This is a genomic window from Terriglobia bacterium (genome assembly GCA_020073495.1).
Lineage (GTDB): Bacteria > Acidobacteriota > Terriglobia > Terriglobales > Acidobacteriaceae > JAIQFD01.
Map to the genome: position 1 here is coordinate 316,246 of JAIQFD010000001.1, position 20,883 is coordinate 337,128.

At 63.1% G+C, this 20,883-nt stretch carries 20 protein-coding genes; 16 read left to right on the top strand and 4 right to left on the bottom strand.

Annotated elements, in window-relative coordinates:
• Positions 1–135: 135 nt before the first annotated feature.
• From LAN37_01450 to thiS, 3 genes are all read right to left on the bottom strand, one after another.
• Entirely contained in the window at positions 136–399 is a 264-nt protein-coding gene (locus tag LAN37_01450) for a hypothetical protein (GenBank protein MBZ5645870.1), read from the bottom strand.
• Positions 400–499: 100 nt separating this feature from the next.
• Positions 500–976, bottom strand: coding sequence for a MerR family transcriptional regulator (locus LAN37_01455; protein ID MBZ5645871.1), 477 nt, complete (start codon positions 974–976; stop codon positions 500–502).
• A gap of 108 nt (positions 977–1,084) precedes the next feature.
• Positions 1,085–1,288 (bottom strand): sulfur carrier protein ThiS, encoded by a 204-nt coding sequence (gene thiS, locus LAN37_01460; protein MBZ5645872.1) that lies wholly within the window; start codon positions 1,286–1,288, stop codon positions 1,085–1,087.
• 84 nt (positions 1,289–1,372) lie between these two features.
• Here thiS and LAN37_01465 point away from each other — a divergent pair, with 84 nt between their 5' ends.
• The 4 genes from LAN37_01465 to LAN37_01480 all read left to right on the top strand — a co-directional run bounded on the left by LAN37_01465 (position 1,373) and on the right by LAN37_01480 (position 6,543).
• Positions 1,373–1,657 (top strand): hypothetical protein, encoded by a 285-nt coding sequence (locus LAN37_01465; protein ID MBZ5645873.1) that lies wholly within the window; start codon positions 1,373–1,375, stop codon positions 1,655–1,657.
• A gap of 42 nt (positions 1,658–1,699) precedes the next feature.
• Positions 1,700–2,131, top strand: a complete 432-nt coding sequence (locus LAN37_01470; GenBank protein MBZ5645874.1) for a hypothetical protein — start codon at positions 1,700–1,702, stop codon at positions 2,129–2,131.
• A gap of 66 nt (positions 2,132–2,197) precedes the next feature.
• On the top strand, positions 2,198–3,256 hold the full coding sequence (gene ada, locus LAN37_01475) for a bifunctional DNA-binding transcriptional regulator/O6-methylguanine-DNA methyltransferase Ada (protein ID MBZ5645875.1): 1,059 nt from the start codon (positions 2,198–2,200) through the stop codon (positions 3,254–3,256).
• A gap of 140 nt (positions 3,257–3,396) precedes the next feature.
• Positions 3,397–6,543, top strand: coding sequence for a glycosyl hydrolase (locus tag LAN37_01480; protein MBZ5645876.1), 3,147 nt, complete (start codon positions 3,397–3,399; stop codon positions 6,541–6,543).
• An 18-nt stretch (positions 6,544–6,561) separates the two neighbouring features.
• Here LAN37_01480 and LAN37_01485 read toward each other — a convergent pair whose 3' ends face one another.
• Complete coding sequence (locus LAN37_01485) at positions 6,562–7,146, bottom strand: hypothetical protein (GenBank protein ID MBZ5645877.1); 585 nt, start codon at positions 7,144–7,146, stop codon at positions 6,562–6,564.
• A gap of 108 nt (positions 7,147–7,254) precedes the next feature.
• Between LAN37_01485 and LAN37_01490 the strand changes: the two genes are divergently transcribed.
• From LAN37_01490 to LAN37_01545, 12 genes are all read left to right on the top strand, one after another.
• Positions 7,255–7,647, top strand: coding sequence for an NADH-quinone oxidoreductase subunit A (locus tag LAN37_01490; protein MBZ5645878.1), 393 nt, complete (start codon positions 7,255–7,257; stop codon positions 7,645–7,647).
• A gap of 6 nt (positions 7,648–7,653) precedes the next feature.
• Positions 7,654–8,151, top strand: coding sequence for an NADH-quinone oxidoreductase subunit C (locus tag LAN37_01495; GenBank protein MBZ5645879.1), 498 nt, complete (start codon positions 7,654–7,656; stop codon positions 8,149–8,151).
• A 39-nt stretch (positions 8,152–8,190) separates the two neighbouring features.
• Complete coding sequence (nuoD, locus tag LAN37_01500; GenBank protein ID MBZ5645880.1) at positions 8,191–9,393, top strand: NADH dehydrogenase (quinone) subunit D; 1,203 nt, start codon at positions 8,191–8,193, stop codon at positions 9,391–9,393.
• A gap of 35 nt (positions 9,394–9,428) precedes the next feature.
• Complete coding sequence (locus LAN37_01505) at positions 9,429–9,872, top strand: NAD(P)H-dependent oxidoreductase subunit E (GenBank protein ID MBZ5645881.1); 444 nt, start codon at positions 9,429–9,431, stop codon at positions 9,870–9,872.
• A 73-nt stretch (positions 9,873–9,945) separates the two neighbouring features.
• Positions 9,946–11,268: an NADH-quinone oxidoreductase subunit NuoF gene (gene nuoF / locus LAN37_01510; protein MBZ5645882.1), complete on the top strand. Its 1,323-nt coding sequence runs from the start codon at positions 9,946–9,948 to the stop codon at positions 11,266–11,268.
• Positions 11,269–11,299: 31 nt separating this feature from the next.
• A complete protein-coding gene (locus tag LAN37_01515; protein MBZ5645883.1) occupies positions 11,300–13,666 on the top strand; it encodes a molybdopterin-dependent oxidoreductase in 2,367 nt (788 codons plus the stop codon).
• Between the two features lie 42 nt (positions 13,667–13,708).
• A complete protein-coding gene (gene nuoH / locus LAN37_01520; GenBank protein ID MBZ5645884.1) occupies positions 13,709–14,755 on the top strand; it encodes an NADH-quinone oxidoreductase subunit NuoH in 1,047 nt (348 codons plus the stop codon).
• Positions 14,755–15,255, top strand: a complete 501-nt coding sequence (locus tag LAN37_01525; GenBank protein MBZ5645885.1) for an NADH-quinone oxidoreductase subunit J — start codon at positions 14,755–14,757, stop codon at positions 15,253–15,255. Before nuoH ends, LAN37_01525 begins: the two co-directional genes overlap by 1 nt.
• The gene (gene nuoK / locus LAN37_01530; protein ID MBZ5645886.1) at positions 15,256–15,558 is read left to right on the top strand and encodes an NADH-quinone oxidoreductase subunit NuoK; all 303 of its coding nucleotides are present in this window, start codon (positions 15,256–15,258) and stop codon (positions 15,556–15,558) included.
• A 62-nt stretch (positions 15,559–15,620) separates the two neighbouring features.
• Positions 15,621–17,882 (top strand): NADH-quinone oxidoreductase subunit L, encoded by a 2,262-nt coding sequence (gene nuoL, locus LAN37_01535; GenBank protein MBZ5645887.1) that lies wholly within the window; start codon positions 15,621–15,623, stop codon positions 17,880–17,882.
• On the top strand, positions 17,879–19,396 hold the full coding sequence (locus LAN37_01540; GenBank protein MBZ5645888.1) for an NADH-quinone oxidoreductase subunit M: 1,518 nt from the start codon (positions 17,879–17,881) through the stop codon (positions 19,394–19,396). Before nuoL ends, LAN37_01540 begins: the two co-directional genes overlap by 4 nt.
• Complete coding sequence (locus tag LAN37_01545; GenBank protein MBZ5645889.1) at positions 19,393–20,829, top strand: NADH-quinone oxidoreductase subunit N; 1,437 nt, start codon at positions 19,393–19,395, stop codon at positions 20,827–20,829. Before LAN37_01540 ends, LAN37_01545 begins: the two co-directional genes overlap by 4 nt.
• The last annotated feature ends 54 nt before the right edge of the window (positions 20,830–20,883 follow it).

The following is a 20,883-nucleotide window of genomic DNA, read 5'->3' on the forward strand; positions in this document are numbered from 1 at the left end:
TCAGATCGAAGAACGCAGATTGCAGAAGTTACTTCTGCGTTCTGCAATCTGACTTCTGCATCGTTTTCCCTCTCCTAAACTGAAAAGGCACAGGAAATCTCCTGTGCCTTAGGTGTCTCGGTCCCGCCGAAGCGTCTAGCTCGCCTTGCGCACCACGATGTCGCTGTCGTTGATGAAGAACTGGGCGGAGCAATGGTCCGAGCCGCAGATGACCGGGATCAGTCCCGCGATCTGGCGGCGCGTGATCAGCCCCAGCACGCCGCAGGATGGGCAAGCCAGCACCGCGAAGTAGGGATCCTCGGGTTCGCCGACCTCGCCGGCGTTTTCCAGCACGAAGAGAGTGCCGGGGGACATCTGTTCGGGGATCCACTCGCTGAGGACGTTCACTTCTCCGACCATGTGACCTCCGTTCCGCGGGGTCCCCGGCGCGAGCCGTCGTTGCTCGCGCTGGGGTGCAGGAAAACGTGCGCCCGAGTTGAGGACAGCAAAAAAGCCCCGCTCAAGCGCGGAGCCTTCGGACTGTCCGGTTGACGGTCGAACCGCCGCCGGCGCTTGCCGGCGCCTGCCGTCGGACTTCCGCGCGCACCCGGCGCACGGCGTCGCTGAGGCAGACGGTCAGCATCGGCTGGCGGGCGTTTTTCAGAATGTCGATGACCTGCTTCTCCGAGGTTTCAAGAAATAAGTGCTTGCCGTCGGTGAGCAGGTGGTAGTCGGAGTCGCCGGTGACGGTCTGCGCCAGGCGCCGCCCGAGCTCGTTGCGCAGGAAACGGATCACCTTGCGCATGCGCTGCAGGGAGAATCCCTTGCGGCGGAGTTCGAGGATGACCGCGACCTCGGCGACGTCTTCCATCGAGTACAGGCGGCGATGTCCCTCGCGGGCGGGGACGACCAGGGCGCGCTCGTCCCACCACTGAAGCTGGCGGGCCGTGATGCCCGTCAGCGCCACCACCTCATTCGATGTGAACCGGCCTTCCATGTGTCCGTAAGAATGTTTCAAACAAAAGCTGCTACGAATGTTTGAAACATTTTAGGCGCAAGGTGTTGGCTGTCAAGGACTAATGTTGGTGCAACTGTGGATTCTGGATTACAGGCCGCCGCCGACGAAGTGGACGATTTCCAGGCGGTCGCCGTCGCGCAGCGGCGTCTCGGACCAGCGGGTGCGGGGGACGATCTCGCAGTTCAGCTCGACGGCGACCCGGTCGCCCTTCATGCCGAGCTGCTCCACCAGGGCCGCCAGGCTGGACAGCTCGCCGAAGCTGCGCTCTTCCCCGTTGATGATGAGCTGCATCTGTCCATCATAGCGCGGCCGGAAACCTGCCCCGGCGTGTAACGAAACTGGTAAAGTTACGTCCATAAAGGGAGGGGAGTGGGGATGAGCCGGACAGCGAATATAGCGGTCGTTGGCGATTACAAAGCCGACAATCGCACGCATGTGGCCACGACCAATGCATTGCGTCATGCGGCGCGCGTGGTCGGGGCCGCGCTCGACTTGCAATGGGTGCATACGTCGCGGGTGAAAGCCGACAACCCTGGCGGGACACTCGACGAGTTCGACGGCCTGTTCCTGGCGCCGGGAAGCCCTTACGCGAACTTCGAAGGAGCGCTGGCGGCGGTGCGCTTTGCCCGCGAGCAGGGCCGCGCCTTCGCCGCCACTTGAGGCGGCTTCCAACATACTCTGTTGGAGTATGCAAGGAACGTGATGGGGATTGCTGACGCGGATTCAGAAGAGCATGGCACGGGGTCGAAGAATCTGATGGTGACCGCGTGCTCGCTGCCGCAACGGCAGCCGGGCGCCGCGTACGTCGACCGGCAGGAGCCGATACAGTTGAAGCCCGGATCGCAAGCGGCTCGGGTATTTGGTCTCGAGGCAAGGACGGAGGAGTACCTCTGCAACTACGAGTTCAACCGCGAATACCAGGAGCAGGTGGACGCCGCCGGCCTTAAGGTGGTCGGATTCGACGATCGCGGAGTGGGTCGCGTGGTCGAGCTGCCGGAGCACCGCTTCTTCATCGCGACGCTGTTCCTGCCGCAGTTGAAGTCGAGCGACGCGCGTCCGCATCCGTACCTGGTGGCTTTCATTGAGGCCGCGAGCCACGGCAAGCCGAAGAATTTGGGCGCAAGAATCGGATAGCGCGCGCCGCCGCCACTTCCCTATCCTGCGGACATGGCGAATGCTACAGTGATGCCCGATTTCCAGATGCTCCTCATCGCCGACGACGATCCACGGTGGGCCGCAGTCCTGGCGCGCGACGCGTCGCAGGACGGCAGCTTCTTTTATGCCGTGCGCTCGACCGGAGTTTATTGCCGGCCGTCGTGCCCGTCGCGGCGCCCTCGGCGGGAAAACGTCCAGTTCTACCGCACGCCGGAGCAGGCGGAGCGCGCCGGTTTCCGCCCGTGCTTGCGCTGCCAACCTCTGGCGGTACGCACCGGCGACACGCGCGTCGAGTTCGTCGAACGGGTCTGCCGCCACATCGAGGAGCACCTCGACGAGCCCCTGCGGCTTAGCAGCCTGGGGCGTGAGTTCGGGATGAGTCCGTTCCATCTGCAGCGGACCTTCAAGTCCGTGCTCGACATCACGCCGCGCGAATATGCGGAAACCTGCCGCATGAAGTCGCTGAAGAATGGGTTGCAATCCGGGCATTCGGTGACCGAGGCCATGCACGAGGCGGGCTATGGTTCCACCAGCAGGCTGTACGAGAAGACCGGCGGCCAGCTCGGCATGACGCCGACGCTCTACCGGCTGGGCGCGAACCGCATCACCATCCGTTATGCGACGGTCAATTCCCCGCTGGGCCGGATGCTGGTGGCCGCCACTGACAAGGGCATCTGCTCCATCACCTTCGGTGGATCAGAAGCAGGTCTGGTGAAAGACCTGCGCAAGGAATATCCGCAAGCGCAGTTCAAGAGAGCCGAGGCGGTCCTGCACCGCTGGATCGGGGCCTTGCTCAAGCAGATGTTCGGCGAGCCGCAGAAGACCAGGCTGCCGCTGGACATCCAGGCCACAGCGTTCCAGCGTCGCGTGTGGCAGCATCTGCAATCCATCCCCTTCGGCTCGACCAAGAGTTACTCAGAAGTGGCCCGCGAGATCGGTGAGCCGAATGCGACCCGCGCGGTGGCGCAGGCCTGCGCGAGAAATCCCGTGGCCATCGCTATCCCCTGCCATCGCGTGGTGCGCAACGACGGCTCGCTCGGCGGGTACCGCTGGGGCATCGAGAGAAAGAAGCAGTTGCTGGAGCGGGAGGCGGGGCGGGCGTAGCCGCCCGCCGATCCGCTGTCCCTGCCGGACTCCTTGCCGGACGACTCTGAGCCGCCGCCCTCCGAGCGAAACGTGCAAGCTCCGTGGATTACGCGCCCGCGTGTTACGATTCTCGGACTTTTCTTCCGAGAGGACTCTGCATGATCTTCAGGCGACTCGTTGTGGTCCTGGTGTTCCTGGCCGGTTTCAATGGGACTCCCTCTGCTGCGCAAGGGTACGATCCGAATCTTTTCAACGAGATGAAGTGGCGCCTCCTGGGTCCCTTCCGGGGCGGCCGCGCACTGGCAGTCACGGGCGTTCCTGGTGATCCGAGTGTCTATTATTTCGGAGCCGTTGCAGGCGGGGTATGGAAGAGCGCGGATGGCGGAGCCACCTGGAAGCCGATCTCCGACCACGAACCCATTTCGTCGATCGGCGCGATCGCCGTGGCAGAGTCCGATCACAACGTCATCTACGCGGGCACGGGCGAAGCCTGCATTCGCGGCAACATCTCCTACGGCGATGGCGTGTACAAGTCCACGGACGGGGGCAAGACCTGGAGCAACATCGGGCTGCGCGATACCCGACACATCGGGGCCATCGTCGTGGATCCTCGCAACGCGGACATCGTTTTCGTCGCCGCCCTAGGCCATGTTTACGGTCCCAATGCCGAGCGCGGCATCTTCCGCACCACCGATGGGGGAAAGACGTGGCAGAAGGTGCTCTCCAAGGACGAGCGCACCGGGGGCATCGACGTGGTCTTCGACCCGGGCAATCCACGGGTCGTGTATGCGGCCCTGTGGCAGGCGTACCGGACGCCGTGGAGCCTCAGTAGTGGCGGCCCGGGCAGCGGTCTCTACAAATCCACGGACGGCGGGACCACGTGGAAGCGGCTGGAAGGACATGGTCTGCCCGAGGGCGTGCTCGGCCGCATCGGCATCTCCGTTTCGGGCGCCGATTCAAACCGCGTGTATGCGCTCATCGAGGCCAAGGCAGGCGGGCTGTACCGGTCCGATGACGCGGGCGACACCTGGACGCGAGTGAACGACGACGAGCGCTATCGCCAGCGCGCCTGGTATTTCACCCACGTGTTCGCCGATCCCGCCAGCGTGGACACCGTGTACCTGCTGAACACGGGCCTGTTCCGTTCGACCGACGGAGGCAAGAGCTTTACTCTGCTACCGGCCCCCCACGGAGACCACCACGGGCTGTGGATCGACCCTGCCAACTCCAAGCGCCTGATCAACGGCAACGATGGCGGCGTGAGCATCAGCGTCGACGGCGGGCAAACCTGGACACAGCAGGGCAACCAGCCGACCGCGCAGTTCTATCACGTTATCACCGACAATCAGTGGCCCTACTACGTCTATGGCACGCAGCAGGACAACAGCAGTGTAGGGATCCCCAGCTTTGACGACTCCGGCGTGATCGGCCGCTGGAGTTGGTTCGACTTCGGCGGTGAGACTGGGTTTGTGGCTCCCGACCCGAGCGATCCGAACATCATTTACTCCAACAACGAAGGCACGGTCGGGCGCTTCGACAAACGGAGCCAGCAGACCCAGGACGTCTCCCTTTGGCCACTCGACGTGTCCGGACACGGCGCTAAGGACCTGGAATACCGCTACAACTGGACCTCGCCGCTGATGATCTCTCCCCACGATGCCAATACGATCTATTCGGCGAACAACCGCCTGTTCCGCAGCCGCAATAAGGGCATGAGCTGGGAAGCGATCAGCCCGGATCTCACCCGCAACGACAAGAGCAAACAGGAGCCCTCCGGCGGGCCCATCACGCTCGACATCACCAGCGTGGAGTACTTCGACACCATCTTTGCCGTGGCCGAGTCGGCGCGGCAGAAAGACCTGCTGTGGGTCGGCACCGACGACGGCCTGGTCCAGGTCTCCCGCGACGGCGGAGCCAACTGGAGCAATGTGACGCCCAAGGCGCTGCCCGAGTGGAGCCTGGTGAGTGTCATCGAGGCGTCGCCGCTCGATGCGGGGACGGCCTACATCGCCGTGGACCGGCACAAGCTCGACGATTTCCGTCCCTACATCTTCAAGACCAACGATTACGGCAAGACCTGGACGTCCATCAGCAATGGGATCCCCGACGGGTCTTTCGTTCACGCCGTGCGCGAGGACTCGAAGCGCAAAGGACTGTTGTATGCCGGCACCGAGAGGGGCGTGTTCGTTTCATGGGACGATGGCGCGCATTGGCAGCCGCTGCAGTTGAACCTGCCGACGACGCCGGTCACCGACCTGGTCGTGCACGACGACGACCTGGTGATTGCGACCAATGGCCGCTCCTTTTGGGTTCTGGATGACCTGATGCCTCTGCGCGAGCTGGATGCACAAGTCGCCCACGCCGACGTTCACCTGTTCCGGACCGAGTCGGCCGTTCGCTTGCATCTGCCTGAAGATGTGAACCGCCGCCGGCCGGTGGGACAGAATCCGCCTCCCGGGGCCATCATCGACTACTACTTGAAAACTAAACCGGCGGGGGATGTCACGCTCGACATCCTCGACGCCCAAGGTGGACTTGTCCGGCACTACTCGAGCAAGGAGAAGAAGATCGCGGAGCAGCCGCCAGAGTGGCCTGATCAGGAGAAGCCGAAGGAGGTCATCCCCGCCGAGGCCGGCTTGAACCGCTTTGCCTGGGACCTTCGCCACGAGCCGCCCATCAAGATCCCCGGCGCCTTCTACTCGGGGATCGGGCCTCAAGGCCCGCTGGCGCTGCCCGGCGCCTACCAGGTGAAGCTGACGATAGGCGGGCAAACCCAGACGCAACCCCTGGAGCTGCGCATGGATCCGCGCGTGAAAAACGTCTCCCTGGATGACTTGCAGAAGGAATTCGAGTTGGGAAAGAAGATCCGCGACGCCAACAGCCGCCTGCACATCGCCGTGAATCAGATCCGACAGTTGCGCGGCGAACTGGAGACGCTGCGCAAGTGGGCGGGGACCAGCCAGGGCGCCGCGCCAGTGATCGCGGCCGCGGAGCAGTTGGACAAGAAAATGACGCCCATCGAGGAGCAGCTCATCCAGGTGAAGATGAAGAGCTCGGAGGGCAACCTGCGCTATCCGAACATGCTGAACGAGCAGCTCGATTCGCTCAGCCACACGGCAGACGCCGCGGATGCGGCGCCGACCGGACAGCTGTACAAAGTCTTCGATGATCTTAAGAGGAAGCTTGAAGCCGAGCTCGCGCAATGGGCGGACATCGTCCAGAAAGACCTGCCCGCGCTCAACCAATTGATGCGCTCGCAGGGCGTGCCCGCCCTGGAGGCGCCGAGCGGAAACCCGGCCGACTGATGGCCCGAAGGCCGGCAGCTACGAGCTCTTCTTGAGGCGAAACTTGCGGGTGGCGGACTTGTCGCCGTAAATGGCCTGGATCATGACAGAGCCGTCCTGGAGGGCGTGCTCGTCGAGGGTGACGACCATGGCGGCGGTGCCGTTCGCGTCCGTGGTCGTCTCGCAGGCCAGGTCAGCGTCCGAGGCGAGGAAGGGCCGTGACCGGACGCGCGCGCCAGGAACGGCGCTGCCGGCGTCGTTGACGATGAACTTCATGGTCACGGTATTGCCGTTCGGCGCCGCATCGGTGTTCAGCCAGCGGACGGCGAGGCCGCAGCCGTCCACGTCTTGGATCTCGTTGTTCAGGTCGACGATGCCCTCGACCTTCCCTTCCTTGACCGCGTCGAGCACCAGGCGGTGCTGGCCCTTCAGCATCTCGTGCATCTGCTCTTCGGAAAAACCGGCGCGGGTGACGCTCTCGGCGTAGGATGTGGCCCGCTTGCCGATGCACCGCCCCTTCACGAAGACCTGGGTTTGGAGGAGAAGATCGTTGGCCCGTGCTTCGCTCTGCACGTGGTAGACGGTGTCACCGTACTTCACGTCAGTATTGAAGCCGAAGATCATGGATTCCGCTGGCCGCCGCGCGCGAGCGGCTTGACACCCTCGCGACCGAAATCTATAGTCGGATGTTTTGTAACTCGTTGTTGGCGCGCATTATATACACCCCTTTCTATGCCGGACAACTACTTCGCCCGATACCTGCCGCTGCTCCTCCACATAGTGATCGTGGGCGGGATCGCAGTGGCGATGGTGGTGCTCTCCCAACTCGTGGGCAAGCACCGCTGGACGCGGGCGAAGATGTCTCCGTATGAATGCGGCATCATTCCCACGGGCGACGCGCGCCAGCGCTTCTCGGTGAAGTTTTACCTGGTCGCCATGCTCTTCATCCTGTTCGACGTGGAAGTGGTCTTCCTCTACCCCTGGGCCATCCTCCTCAAGGAACTCAAGATGTTCGGGTTCTGGGAGATGCTGGTGTACATCGGGGTGATCCTCGTGGGGTTCTTCTACATCTGGAAGAAGGGCGCGCTGGACTGGTCGAAGCCGGAAGCAGAACGGAGCGAGTAAGGCCCGATGCCGCTAGTGCCCGCGATCACTGATCTGGAGAAGCTCAAGGACCATCCCGCGCTGGCGCGGCTGCTGGCGTGGGCCCCTTCCGCCGTGCAGGGGGCCAGGTCGGACCGCAACGAGCTGTCGATCTACATCGACCGCGCCTTCATACGCGAGGCGACGACGGTCCTCAAAGACGATCCCGGCCTGAAGTTCGATTTCCTCTCCGACCTGAGCTGCGTGGACTGGCATCCCAATGAGCCCCGCTTCGAGGTGGCGTACCACCTGCTCTCCATGCAGCGGAAGGAGCGGCTGCGGCTGAAAGTAAAGCTGGCGGGGGACGATGCCAGCGTCGAGTCGCTGACCTCGGTCTGGCCGGGAGCAAATTCTTTCGAGCGCGAGGTCTGGGACCTGTTCGGAGTGCGCTTCCTCGGACATCCCAACTTGTCGCGCATCATGATGCCGGAGAACTGGGAAGGACACCCACTAAGGAAAGATTACCCGGTTGAAGGCTATCGGTAATTTCGGATTTGTAATTTGTAATTTGTAATTTCCAAATTGATGGCACACCTGACGACATCGCCGAACATCGACTTGCAAGACAAGACGATGATCCTGAACATGGGCCCGCAGCACCCGTCCACGCACGGCGTGCTCCGGCTCCTGCTCGAGATCGACGGCGAAAAGATCGTGCGGGTGATGCCCGACATCGGCTACCTGCACACCGGCATCGAGAAGACGGCAGAGGCCAAGTTCTACCAGCAGGTGGTGCCGCTTACCGACCGCATCGACTACCTCTGCCCCATGACCAACAACCTGTGCTACGTGCTGGCGGTAGAGAAACTGCTGGGGCTGGAGATCCCGCCGCGCGCGCAGTGGGTCCGGGTCATGCTGAACGAGCTGACCCGCATCAACTCGCACCTGGTGTGGCTGGGTACCCACGCCATCGATATCGGCGCGATGTCGGTGTTCCTCTACTGCTTCCGCGAGCGTGAGGACGTGCTGCGGCTGTTCGAGGAGGTCAGCGGACAGCGCATGATGACCTCCTACTTCCGCGTGGGTGGGCTGGCCATGGACGTACCCATCGGCTTCTTCCAGCGCGTGAAGAGATTCGCCGACCGCTTCCCCGAAAAAGTGGATGAGTACGAGGACCTCCTGACCGCCAATCCCATCTGGATGAAGCGCACCAAAGGCGTCGCCAAGCTGACGAAAGAAGACGCCATGGCGCTGGGCGCGACCGGCCCCACCGCCCGCGGCAGCGGCGTGGACTGGGACCTGCGCCGCGACATGCCGTACTCCGGCTACGAGCAATTCCAGTTCCAGGTGCCCGTGGGCACTGACGGCGACGTCTTCACGCGGTACATCCTGCGCGTGCAGGAGCTGCGCGAATCCTGCAAGATCGTGCAGCAGGCGCTGGCCGGCATGCCCGAGGGACGGGTGAAAGCCGACGCGCCGCACGTCGTCCTGCCCGACCGCGAGAAGATGAAGACGCAGATGGAAGCGCTCATCTACCACTTCAAGATCGTGACCGAAGGGTTCGCGGTGCCGGCAGGCGAGGTGTATCAGGCGGTCGAGTCGCCCCGCGGCGAGATGGGCTACTACGTGGTCTCGGACGGCACCGCCAAGCCCTACCGCTGCCACATGCGCGGCGCATCGTTCGCCAATCTTCAGGTGCTCGCAAAAATGTGCGAGGGAAATCTGATTGCCGATGTCGTGGCAGCTATCGGCAGCATCGACATCGTTCTCGGAGACGTGGACCGGTGAAATTTTCGGACGAATTCGAGCAGCGCTTCGCGGAGATGCTGACGCATTATCCGATCAAGCGCTCGGTCCTCGTGCCTACGCTCCTCTACATGCAGGACGAGCTCGGCTACCTGACCGAGGAGGCGATCGAGGAGATCGCCCATCGGCTCGACCTGCCCGTGCTCGAGATCCGCAACGTGATCTCGTACTACTCGATGCTCACCACCAAGCCGCGCGGCAAGTACAACGTGCAGGTGTGCACCAACGTGAGCTGCATGGCCCGCGGCGCCGAAGACCTCTTGGAGCACTGCAAGAAGAAGCTGGGCATCGGACACAGGGGCACGACACCCGATGGCACGTTCTCCCTGGAGGAAGTCGAGTGCATCGGGGCGTGCAGTTGGGCGCCGGCGGCGCAGGTCAACTACGACTTCCACGAGAACCTGACAGCGGACAAGATGGATGAACTGATCGAGCAATACAGGAAGAAAGGCACACCGTGATTTTCGATTTGTGATTTGCGATTTGTGATTTGCGACCCGTCTACTCTCGCAAATCACAAGTCAGAAATCGCAAATGGCTGACCTGGTCTCCCATCCCGACGAAGTACGGGTCGTCAGCAAGCGCTTCGGCAAGGGCGCGGCCGATATCGACCGCTACCTCGAGCTGGATGGCTACAAGGCCGTGCAGAAGGCGCTCGCCATGGCGCCCGACGCCATCATCAACGAGGTGAAAGCGTCGAACCTGCGCGGGCGCGGCGGGGCGGGCTTCCCCGCGGGCATGAAGTGGTCGTTCGTCCCGAAACAGGCGCCCAAGCCGAAGTACGTGCTGTGCAACGGAGACGAGAGCGAGCCCGGCACCTGCAAGGACCGCCTCATCTTCGAGCACGATCCCCACTCGGTGATCGAGGGCGTGGTGATCGCGGGGCTCTCCATCGAGTCCAAGGTCGGCTACATCTACATCCGCGGCGAGTACCGCTACCTGTCGAACATCATGCAGAAGGCGATCCGGGACGCCTACGCGCGCGGCTTTCTGGGCAAGAACATCTTCGGCAGCGGCAAGGATTTTGACGTGTACTGGCACGGCGGGGCCGGAGCGTACGAGGTCGGCGAAGAGTCGGCGCTGATGGAATCGCTGGAAGGCAAGCGTGGCGTGCCTCGCATCCGCCCGCCGTTCCCCGCTGTGGTGGGGCTCTATGGCGGGCCGACCATCATCAACAACGCCGAGACGCTGGCCAACGTTCCGCACATCATGCTGGGCGGCGGCGAGTGGTACGCCGGCCTGGGTGTCCCGAAGAACGGCGGCACGCGCCTGTTCTGCCTGAGCGGGCAGATCGAGAAGCCCGGCGTCTACGAGCTGCCCATGGGCTACAACCTCAAGAAGATGATTTATGACGTGGGCGGCGGGATCTGGAAGGGCCACAAGCTCAAAGGCGTGATCCCCGGCGGCTCGTCCACCCCGGTGCTGACCGCCGACGAGGTCGACATCCCCATGGACTTCGATTCGGTGGCGAAGGCCGGCTCGATGCTGGGCTCCGGCGGAGTGGTGGTGATCGACGATCACACCTGCATCGTCAGGCTGGCCACGCGGATCATGAAGTTTTACCAGCACGAGAGCTGCGGCTGGTGTATCCCGTGCCGCGAAGGCACCGACTGGCTAAAGAAGACGCTGGTGCGCTTCCATAACGGCGGCGGCGTCAAGAAGGACATCGACAACATCCAGTACCTGGCCGAGAACATGCTGGGCCGGACGTTCTGCCCCCTGGGCGATGCGGCCGCCATGCCCACCATCGCGTTCGTGAAAAAGTTCAGGAAAGAATTTGAGGACCACCTCGAAGGAAAGCCGTGTCCCTTCGGGGAAACGAAGACTATTGAGATGCTCCCGGTGTTTTCGCATTGAGTAATCGGGTGATTGGGTAATCGGGTAATTGATGGCTGACGTCAACATAACTGTCGATGGCAAGAAGGTCACGGCGGCTGCCGGGACTCTCCTCATCGAGGCCTGCAAGAGCGTGGGCATCGAGGTGCCGTCGTTCTGCTATTACCCGGGGCTCTCGCTGCAAGGCGCGTGCCGCATGTGCCTGGTGAAGGTCGAGAAGATGCCCAAGCTGCAGACGGCCTGCACTACCGTGATCAGCGAGGGCATGGCGGTCACCACCGACTCTGACGAGATCCGCCAGGCGCGCAAGGCGATGCTGGAGATGGTCCTGCAGAACCATCCACTGGATTGCCCGGTGTGCGACGCGGGCGGCGAGTGCGAACTCCAGGACATGACTTTCAGCTACGGCGCCGCCGAGTCCATGCTCATCGATCCCAAGAACCACCGCGAGGAGCAGCAGTGGTCGCCGGTGGTGTACTTCGACCGCCCGCGCTGCATCCTGTGCTATCGCTGCGTGCGCGTCTGTGGCGAGGGCATGGACGTGTGGGCGCTGGGCATCCAGCAACGCGGCTCGTCCTCCGTGATCGCGCCCAACAAGGAAGACCACCTCGAGTGCGAAGAGTGCGGAATGTGCATCGACATCTGCCCGGTCGGCGCGCTGACCTCGGGCGCGTACCGCTACAAGACGCGGCCATGGGAGATGAACCACGTGGGCACCGTCTGCACGCACTGCGCCGACGGCTGCAAGACCACGCTGGGCGTCCGCCGCCACGAGACCGGCATGGAGATCGTCCGCGGCGACAATCGCGACAAGAGCGGTATCAACGGCGACTTCCTTTGCATCAAGGGGCGCTACGCTTTCGACTTCGCCCACCACGAGGAGCGGCTGACCACGCCGCTCATCCAGCGTGACGGCAAGCTCGGGCCGGCGTCCTGGGACGAGGCGCTGGAGACGATTGGGACGAAGTTCCGCGAGATCCGCGATACGCATGGTGGTAAGGCGATGGGCGTCATCGGCTCTCCTCGCGTGACCAACGAAGAGAACTATCTGCTCCAGAAGTTCGCGCGGCTGGGGCTGAAGACCAACAACATCGACCACCACCGCACCGCCGACTTCCCTGGCTTCGCCGCCGCGCTGGCCGGCAAGCCGGATGCGACCGCCAGCATGCGCGATGTCTTCAACGCGCCGGCCGTGCTGCTCATCGGGAACAACCCCACCGAGCAGCATCCGCTGCTGGCGTGGCAGATCCGCACTGCGGTACGTCTGCGCCGCGCCAAGCTCTACGTGGTGAACTCCCAGCCCATCAAGCTGCGGCGGCAGGCAGTGGCTTTCGCGCAGATCCCGGCAGGTGCGGAGCCGAAATTCGTCGCATACCTGAACGGCGACGATGCCGCGGCCGATGCGCTCGCCGGTGAGAAGCTGACCAAAGACGCTCTCGCCAAGCTACGCGACTCGCTCAGATCCGAGCAGAACCTGGTCATCGTTTTCGGCTCGGAGCTGCGCGGCGACGACATCGCCGCCCTAGTGCGCTGGGGATCGGGGATCGCGGGCGCGAAGTTCGTCTGCCTCGGCGATTACGCCAACTCGCGCGGCGTCGCCGACATGGGCCTCTACCCTGACCTGCTCCCGGGATATCTGCCGCTTTCGCAGGGCTCCCGCCTGAAGGAAGAGTGGCCCGACCTGCCGGCCGAGCCGGGCATGAACATCGAGCAGATGATCGATGCGGCAAAAAAGGACGAACTGAAGGCGCTGTACGTGGTGAGCGCCAACATCGTGTCGGCCCACAAGATCGATCCCTTCATCCTGCAGAAGCCCTTCGTGGTCGTGCAGGATATGTTCCTGACCGAGACCGCGCTGCTCGCGGACGTGGTGCTGCCGGTGCAGAACATCTACGAGAAGTCGGGCACCATGACCAACACCTGCGGCGACCTCCAGGCTGTACGCAAGGCGGGCGAATTCGTCGGGGCGAAAACGGATCTGGAGATCATCGTGCGCATCGCCGACCGCATGGGCATCGCGCCGCAATCGCTGGTGCCATTTGGTCCACGTGGAGTGCACGCCGACATGGGCCAGTCGCGCGGCGCACAGTCAGGCGAGGCGGACCGTCACATGGTCTACCTGCAATCGCACGGCCTGGAACCGAAGATGAGCCCCTTCGACCCCATGGCGCTGCTCGACGAGATCCTGCGCCTGGTGCCGGGCTACGAGGTTTCGCGGACCGAGCTGCTCGCGGGCAATGACGTGCACACCCGGCTTGGACACTCGACCGGCAGGCAGCAACATGCCGCCGAACTGGTCCGCCCGGCGAATGACACCCTGTTCACCTCGGGCACGCTCGGCAGGTATTCCAAGGTCCTGAATTCGGTGATGGAGAACAAGAAGGGCGTGCCCGTGGATGGGAAGGTTGCCGCGGATTAGTCGTCAGTCATCAGTCGTTATTCGTCAGCAAGAGAGAAGACGTTGAACTACCCGGACATCACGGCCTACATCGTCGTCAGTCTCGTCAAGATCGCGATCGTCGTCGTCATCTTGCTGACGGCGGTGGCTTACACCGTGTTGCTGGAGCGGAAACTGGTGGGACACATCCAGAACCGCTGGGGACCTACCCGCGTAGGCCCGTTCGGCCTGCTGCAACCACTGGCCGACGGTCTGAAGATCATCCTCAAGGAAGATCTCACGCCGCCGCACGTGTACCGGCCGCTGTACATCCTGGCGCCCATCCTGTCGCTGACGCTCGCCCTGACCAGCATCTCCGTGATTCCCTTCGGCAACGTCATACACATCGGCAAGAACATCATCACCCCGCTGCAGATCACCGACCTCAACATCGGGCTGCTGGTGATCCTGGGCGTGACCTCGATGGGCGTGTACGGCGTCGCGCTGTCGGGTTGGTCGTCGAACAATAAGTACTCCCTGCTCGGCTCGCTGCGCGCCAGCGCGCAGATGGTCAGCTACGAGCTGGCGCTGGGGCTGTCGCTGATCGGCGTGCTGATCCTGTCGGGCACGCTCAGCCTGCGCGGCATCGTGGACGCGCAGAAGGGCGGCATCCTGCACTGGAATTTCTTTGGCGGGTTCCAGTTCGTGGCCTTCTTCATCTATCTGATGGCGGCCTACGCGGAGACCAACCGCATCCCCTTCGACCTGCCCGAAGCCGAGACCGAGCTGGTCGCCGGCTACCACACCGAGTACAGCTCCATGAAGTTCGCCATGTTCTTCATGGCGGAGTACGCGAACATGATCACCGTCGGCTGTCTGGCCACTATCCTGTTCTTCGGCGGATGGCATGGGCCGGTTCCGTACTTCACGCCCGTCTTCTTGCAGCCATTCCTGCCGGCGTTCTGGTTCGCGGCCAAAGTTTTCTGCTTCCTCTTCCTGTACATCTGGGTGCGCGGAACGCTGCCGCGCTTCCGTTATGACCAGCTGATGGCATTCGGCTGGAAGGTGCTGCTGCCGCTGGCCATCGCAAACGTGATCTTGACCAGCCTGTGGGTGGCGTTGAAGTCATGATTCATCCGGTCTTGTTCTTCATCTTCGCGGCGGTGGCGGTGGCAGGGGCGGTGAATCTGCTGGCGCAGAAGCATCCCATCAACAGCGCGCTGTCGCTGATCGTGGTGATGGGCTCGCTGGCCGTGCTTTACCTGCTGCTGGGAGCGGAGTTCGTGGCCGCCATCCAGGTGATCGTGTACGCCGGCGCGGTGATGGTGCTGTTCGTATTCGTGATCATGCTGCTCAACGCCGGCGAGGAAGAACACGAGGGCCCGGGCAGCCGTGTGGCCAAGATCTTTGGCTATCCGGCGGTGGTGCTGCTGGCCGGACTGCTCACCTACGTGCTGACCAGCCGCGCGACTCCCGAGCAGTTCGTCGAGATCGGGCGCTTCGTGGGCAGCACCAAGGACATCGGGCGCCTGCTCTTCCGCGACTTCCTGCTGCCCTTCGAGGTGACCTCGGTGCTGATCCTGATCGCCATCATGGGCGCCGTGGTCCTGGCCCGGAGAGGAGAACAGTAGATGGTCCCTGTTCACTACTACCTAGTGCTGAGCGCGGTGCTGTTTTCCTGCGGCGTGGTCGGCTTCCTCATCAAGCGCAACATCATCACCATCTTCATGTGCATCGAGCTGATGCTCAACGGGGTGAACCTGGCCTTCGTGGCCTTTGCCTATGAGTGGCACAAACTGAGCGGGCACGTGTTCGTCTTTTTCGTCATGGTAGTGGCCGCGGCTGAGGCTGCGGTTGGTTTGGCGATCATCATCACTGTATTCCGGACTCGCGAGACCTTGAACGTCGACCGCGTCAATCTATTGAAGCTGTAGTTCTTATTCGTTCTTCGCTCTTGGTTTTTGGCTAGGAGCTAGTGACTAGCAGCTAGAAGCTTATGAACCTTCATGTCTGGCTTATCCCGGTGCTGCCGCTGGTGGGCGCGGCCGTCAACGGGCTGTTCGGTCGGCACTACTCGAAGAAGGTAGTGGCGGCGGTCGGACTGGCGTTCGTGGGACTGGCATTCCTCTGGTCCGTGTACGCGGCCATCCAGTTCGGGAACCTGCCGCACGATCAGCTGCCCTACATCGAGACCCACTTGCCGTGGATCCAGGCGGGCGACTTCCGCGCGGACTTTGGCTTCTACCTCGACCAGCTCTCCCTAGTTATGATCCTGGTGGTCAGCGGCGTCGGTTTCGTCATTCATATCTACTCGGTCGGCTACATGTGGGAAGAGGGCGGGTTCTACCGTTATTTCTCGTACCTGAACCTGTTCATGTTCTTCATGCTGACCCTGGTGCTGGCGAACAACTACCTGCTGATGTTCGTCGGTTGGGAAGGCGTGGGCCTGGCGTCGTACCTGCTGATCGGGTTCTTCTTCCTGCGCGACTCAGCCGCCAGCGCCGGCAAGAAGGCGTTCATCGTCAACCGCATCGGCGACTTCGGTTTCCTGATCGCGCTGTTCCTCCTTATCAAGCACTTCGGCTCGCTGAACTACGCGGAAGTGTTCGGAGCGGCCTCGCACCTGACGATTGAGCCCGTGCCCGGCGTGCTGACCGCGATCGCCATCCTGATGATGGTGGGCGCGGCTGGAAAGTCGGCGCAGGTCCCACTCTACGTCTGGCTGCCCGACGCCATGGAAGGCCCGACGCCGGTTTCGGCGCTGATCCACGCCGCCACCATGGTCACCGCGGGCGTCTACATGGTTTGCCGCTCCAACCCCATCTTCAGCCGCTCGCCGGAGGCGATGCTGGTAGTGGCCGTCGTCGGCTGCTTCACCGCGTTCTTCGCAGCCACCATCGGCATGGCCCAGACTGACATCAAGCGCGTGCTCGCCTACTCCACCGTGTCGCAGCTCGGATACATGTTCCTGGCGGCGGGTGTCGCTGCGTATTCGGCGGCCATCTTCCACCTGATGACCCACGCGTTTTTCAAGGCGCTGCTCTTCCTCGCCGCAGGCTCCGTCATCCACGGCCTTGGCGGACAGCAGGACATGCGCAACATGGGCGGACTCAAGAAGTACATGCCAGTCACTTTCTGGACCATGACCGCTGCCACCTTCGCCATCGCCGGCTTCTTCCCCCTGTCGGGCTTCTTCTCCAAAGACGAGATCCTGTGGCAGGCCTATTCCAGCCGGCACGGCCACTGGCTGCTGTGGCTGATCGCGACTGTCACCGCGCTAATGACCTCCTTCTACATGTTCCGCCTCTGGTTCCTGACCTTCTTCGGCGAGTACCGCGGCGTCGAGGGTGCGGGCCACGGCCAAGCGCCAGGGCAGCCCATCCCCGAGGAAGCGAGATCTGCCGAACCGGCCGTCACCGAGGACTCCGCGGAGATCCTGATCCCCGCCGAGTATGAAAAGCTCGTCCTCCGCGAAGTGAAGTTGCGTCATGGAACGGTCATCAAGGTCGAGCAGACCGGCGATTCGAAGCTGCTGAAGGCCACCTTCCCAAAAGGCCGCATGATGTATCTGGAACAGGACGTCAAGAAGGTCAGCAACGGGAGGGGGACCGCGACCCTGCGTTTCACCGATGTGGTCCGTGCTTCCAGGCCGGCAGCGGCTCCGCCCCCTGTCCACCATGGGCCGCACGAAAGTCCCTGGGTGATGCTCGGTCCGCTGGTCGTGCTGGCCATCGGCAGCGTGATCGCCGGATGGATCGGCTGGCCGCAGGCGCTGGGCGGCTCGAACCACTTCGAACACTTCCTCTCTCCTGCGATCCAGCAGGTGGAACAGACCGCCGCCGAGGGGCACGTTGAGGCTGCATCGACCGAGATCGCGTTCATGCTGATCTCTCTGGGCGCGTCGGCGCTGGGCCTGTTCTTCGCCTGGCTGCTCTACTACAAGCGGCGCGAGCTGCCCGCGAAGATCACGGTCCAGCTGGGTGGCCTCTACGACGCGGTGCGCAACAAATACTGGGTGGACGAAGGCTACAACACGCTCTTCGTCCAGCCGCTGATCGAAGGCTCGACTCGCCTGCTCTGGCGCGCCATTGACGTGGGCGCCATCGACCGCTCTGTCAACGAAGCCGCCGAAGGCGCGCAAGCGCTTTCCGGCGAGGTGCGCCAGATGCAATCCGGCAACATCCGCTCCTACGCCGGATGGGTGGCTGCCGGCGCCGCCGTCGCGCTGCTCTACATGATCTGGGCAGGTGGGCGATGAGCCCGCAAGACCTGAACGGGATCATCCTGACGCTGGTCACGTTCCTGCCGACCGCGGGCGCGCTGCTGCTCCTGCTCTTTCCCCGGCGCGACAGCAGTATCCGCTCCTTCGCGCTCATCATCTCGGTCATCAACTTCATCCTCTCCCTGCACCTGCCCATCTACTTCGACAATGCGCGCGCGGGCTTTCAGTACCGCATCGACCTGCCGTGGATCGCCACGCCCAACATCCACTACCACCTCGGCGTGGACGGCATCTCCATATGGCTGGTGGTGCTGACCACTTTCCTGGTGCCCTTGGGCGTGCTGGTCTCGTGGAAGTCGGTCCACGAGCGCGTCAAGGAATTCTTCATCCTCTTCCTGCTGCTGGAGACGGCGATGATCGGCGTCTTCGTCAGCCTCGATCTCTTCCTGTTCTATTTCTTCTGGGAAGCGTCTTTGATCCCCATGGCGCTGCTCATCGGCATGTACGGACACGAGCGGCGCGTGTACGCCGCGGTGAAATTCTTTCTGTTCACGATGATCGGCTCGGTTTTCATGCTGGCGGCCATCATCTGGCTGTACGTGAAGGTTGGCAGCTTCGATTTCCTCACCATCCAGGCGGCGCTCCGGGCGGAGCGGATCCCGGGCATCTGGACGGCCTCCGAGTGGCTCTTCCTCGGCTTCTTCATCGCCTTTGCAGTGAAGGTGCCGCTGTTCCCGCTGCACACCTGGTTGCCCGATGCGCACGTCGAAGCCCCGACCGCAGGCTCCGTGCTGCTGGCCGGCGTCCTGCTGAAGATGGGAACTTACGGCCTGCTGCGCTTCAACGTCGGGCTCTTCCCCGCCCAGTCGCGCGAGCACGCGCCCTGGATCGTCACCCTGGCCATCATCGGCATCATCTACGGCGCGCTGGTGGCCATGGTTCAGCCCAACATGAAGAAGCTGATCGCCTACTCCTCGGTCAGCCACCTCGGCTTCGTGGTGCTCGGCATCTTCACCTTTACCCAGGCGGGCGTGGACGGCGCGGTCTACCAGATGCTGAACCACGGCGTCTCCACCGGCGCGCTGTTCATGCTCGCCGGCATGATCTACGAGCGCCGCCACACTTACGAGATCAAGGACTACGGCGGCCTGGCCACTCCCATGCCGGTGTACGCCACCTTCTTTCTGGTGATCACGCTGTCGTCCATCGGCCTGCCGCTGCTGAACGGATTTGTCGGCGAGTTCCTGGTGTTGAGCGGCGCCTTCAAGGCCAAAGCCGTCTACGGCATCCTGGGCGCTACGGGCGTCATCTGGAGCGCGTGTTACATGCTGTGGATGTACCAGCGCGCATTCTTCGGAAAGGTGACCAGCGAAGCGAACCGCGCGGTGCCCGACATTGACGTGCGCGAACGCATCGCGCTCTGGCCGACGGCGATCGCCGCGCTGGCCATGGGCGTCGCGCCACCCATCTGGTTCGCCTCCATCGACCCGGCGGTCCGCATCGCGCTCGGGCCTCTCGCTCAGCAGATCGGAAGATTGGTGGGCCAATGATCCCGGCCGAAGAGTACATCCGCCTGCTGCCGGAGATCGTGCTCACCCTGTTCGGCATCATCGTGATGATCGCCGACCCGCTGCTCGACCATAAAGCTTCGCGCAAACCGCTGGGCATCGTCGCCTTCGTCGGCACGCTCTGCGCGCTCGCGGCCACGCTCTACCAGGCCGACAACCTCGGACCGGCGTTCTTCTCCCTGGTCCGCGTGGACGACTTCAGCGTCTTCTTCCACCTGGTGATCGAACTGATCGCCGCGGTCGTGATCCTGGCCTCGCTCGACTATCTCGACACACAGCACATCCGCGCCGGCGAGTTCTACGCCCTGATCCTGTTCGGCAGCGTCGGCATGGTGCTGATGTCGTCGGCCATGGAACTGGTGCTCATCTTCGTCGCGCTGGAGATCTCGTCCATCTCCACCTACATCCTGGCCGGCTTCCGCCGACGCGTCGCCACCAGCACCGAATCGTCCCTGAAGTATTTCCTGCTGGGATCGTTCGCCACCGCCTTCTTCCTCTACGGCGTGGCGTTGATGTTCGGCGCCACCGGCTCCACCAGCATCCCGGACATCGCCGACGTTCTGCGCTCCGGCCACACCTCCACCCTGGTCTACACCGCCGTCGCCATGATGTTCGTCGGCCTCGGCTTCAAGGTCGCCTCCGCGCCTTTCCACGTGTGGACCCCGGACGTCTACGAAGGCGCGCCTGCGCCGGTGGTCGCGCTGATGTCCACCGCGCCCAAAGCGGCGGTGTTCGCCGTCATGCTGCGCATCTTCTTCATGGCCTCGGCGCCGGGTTGGTTCTGGATGGTGTGGGTCTCGGCGGTGCTTTCCATGTTCATCGGCAACATCGGCGCCCTGGTGCAGACCAACGTCAAGCGTATGCTGGCCTACTCGTCCATCGCGCACGCCGGCTACCTGCTGATCGCGTTCGCTGCGGCCCAGGAAATAGGCATCTCGGCGGCGATGTTCTACACCGCGTCCTACGCGGCGATGAACGTGGGCGCCTTCGCCGTGGTCGGCCACTTCGCCGGCGCCGGCGAGCGCTACGTCAGCATCGAGGACTACGCCGGCCTGGGCAGACGCTATCCCTTGCTGGCCGCAATCCTCACCGTGTTCCTGCTGTCGTTGATCGGGATTCCTGTGACCGGCGGCTTCTTCGCCAAGTTCTACGTGTTCAGCGCGGCGCTCAAGTCGAACCTGGTTTGGCTGACCATCCTCGGCGTCATCAACAGCGCCATCGCCGCGTACTACTACCTGCGCGTGATCGTGGTGATGTACATGCGTGAGTCGGAGGTGGAGGAAGAGGTTGCACCCGTCTCCCCGGCGCTCGGGGCCGCGCTCGCCGTTAGCGTGCTGGCGACCCTCTACTTGGGCGTTCTCCCAGGCCGCGTCTTGCAATTCGCGCAATCCAGCGCCCGGCAGCTCCTGAAATGAATTGGTAAAGTCAAATTTGTAATTTGTAAAGCTTGCAAACCCTTAGCCGATCCT

Excerpts from the sequence above, each read along its gene's own strand:
- LAN37_01450 (MBZ5645870.1), bottom strand. The coding sequence starts at position 399 with ATGGTCGGAGAAGTGAACGTCCTCAGCGAGTGGATCCCCGAACAGATG.
- LAN37_01455 (MBZ5645871.1), bottom strand. The coding sequence starts at position 976 with ATGGAAGGCCGGTTCACATCGAATGAGGTGGTGGCGCTGACGGGCATC.
- thiS (MBZ5645872.1), bottom strand. The coding sequence starts at position 1,288 with ATGCAGCTCATCATCAACGGGGAAGAGCGCAGCTTCGGCGAGCTGTCC.
- LAN37_01465 (MBZ5645873.1), top strand. The coding sequence starts at position 1,373 with ATGAGCCGGACAGCGAATATAGCGGTCGTTGGCGATTACAAAGCCGAC.
- LAN37_01470 (MBZ5645874.1), top strand. The coding sequence starts at position 1,700 with ATGGGGATTGCTGACGCGGATTCAGAAGAGCATGGCACGGGGTCGAAG.
- ada (MBZ5645875.1), top strand. The coding sequence starts at position 2,198 with ATGCTCCTCATCGCCGACGACGATCCACGGTGGGCCGCAGTCCTGGCG.
- LAN37_01480 (MBZ5645876.1), top strand. The coding sequence starts at position 3,397 with ATGATCTTCAGGCGACTCGTTGTGGTCCTGGTGTTCCTGGCCGGTTTC.
- LAN37_01485 (MBZ5645877.1), bottom strand. The coding sequence starts at position 7,146 with ATGATCTTCGGCTTCAATACTGACGTGAAGTACGGTGACACCGTCTAC.
- LAN37_01490 (MBZ5645878.1), top strand. The coding sequence starts at position 7,255 with ATGCCGGACAACTACTTCGCCCGATACCTGCCGCTGCTCCTCCACATA.
- LAN37_01495 (MBZ5645879.1), top strand. The coding sequence starts at position 7,654 with ATGCCGCTAGTGCCCGCGATCACTGATCTGGAGAAGCTCAAGGACCAT.
- nuoD (MBZ5645880.1), top strand. The coding sequence starts at position 8,191 with ATGGCACACCTGACGACATCGCCGAACATCGACTTGCAAGACAAGACG.
- LAN37_01505 (MBZ5645881.1), top strand. The coding sequence starts at position 9,429 with ATGCTGACGCATTATCCGATCAAGCGCTCGGTCCTCGTGCCTACGCTC.
- nuoF (MBZ5645882.1), top strand. The coding sequence starts at position 9,946 with ATGGCTGACCTGGTCTCCCATCCCGACGAAGTACGGGTCGTCAGCAAG.
- LAN37_01515 (MBZ5645883.1), top strand. The coding sequence starts at position 11,300 with ATGGCTGACGTCAACATAACTGTCGATGGCAAGAAGGTCACGGCGGCT.
- nuoK (MBZ5645886.1), top strand. The coding sequence starts at position 15,256 with ATGGTCCCTGTTCACTACTACCTAGTGCTGAGCGCGGTGCTGTTTTCC.
- nuoL (MBZ5645887.1), top strand. The coding sequence starts at position 15,621 with ATGAACCTTCATGTCTGGCTTATCCCGGTGCTGCCGCTGGTGGGCGCG.
- LAN37_01540 (MBZ5645888.1), top strand. The coding sequence starts at position 17,879 with ATGAGCCCGCAAGACCTGAACGGGATCATCCTGACGCTGGTCACGTTC.
- LAN37_01545 (MBZ5645889.1), top strand. The coding sequence starts at position 19,393 with ATGATCCCGGCCGAAGAGTACATCCGCCTGCTGCCGGAGATCGTGCTC.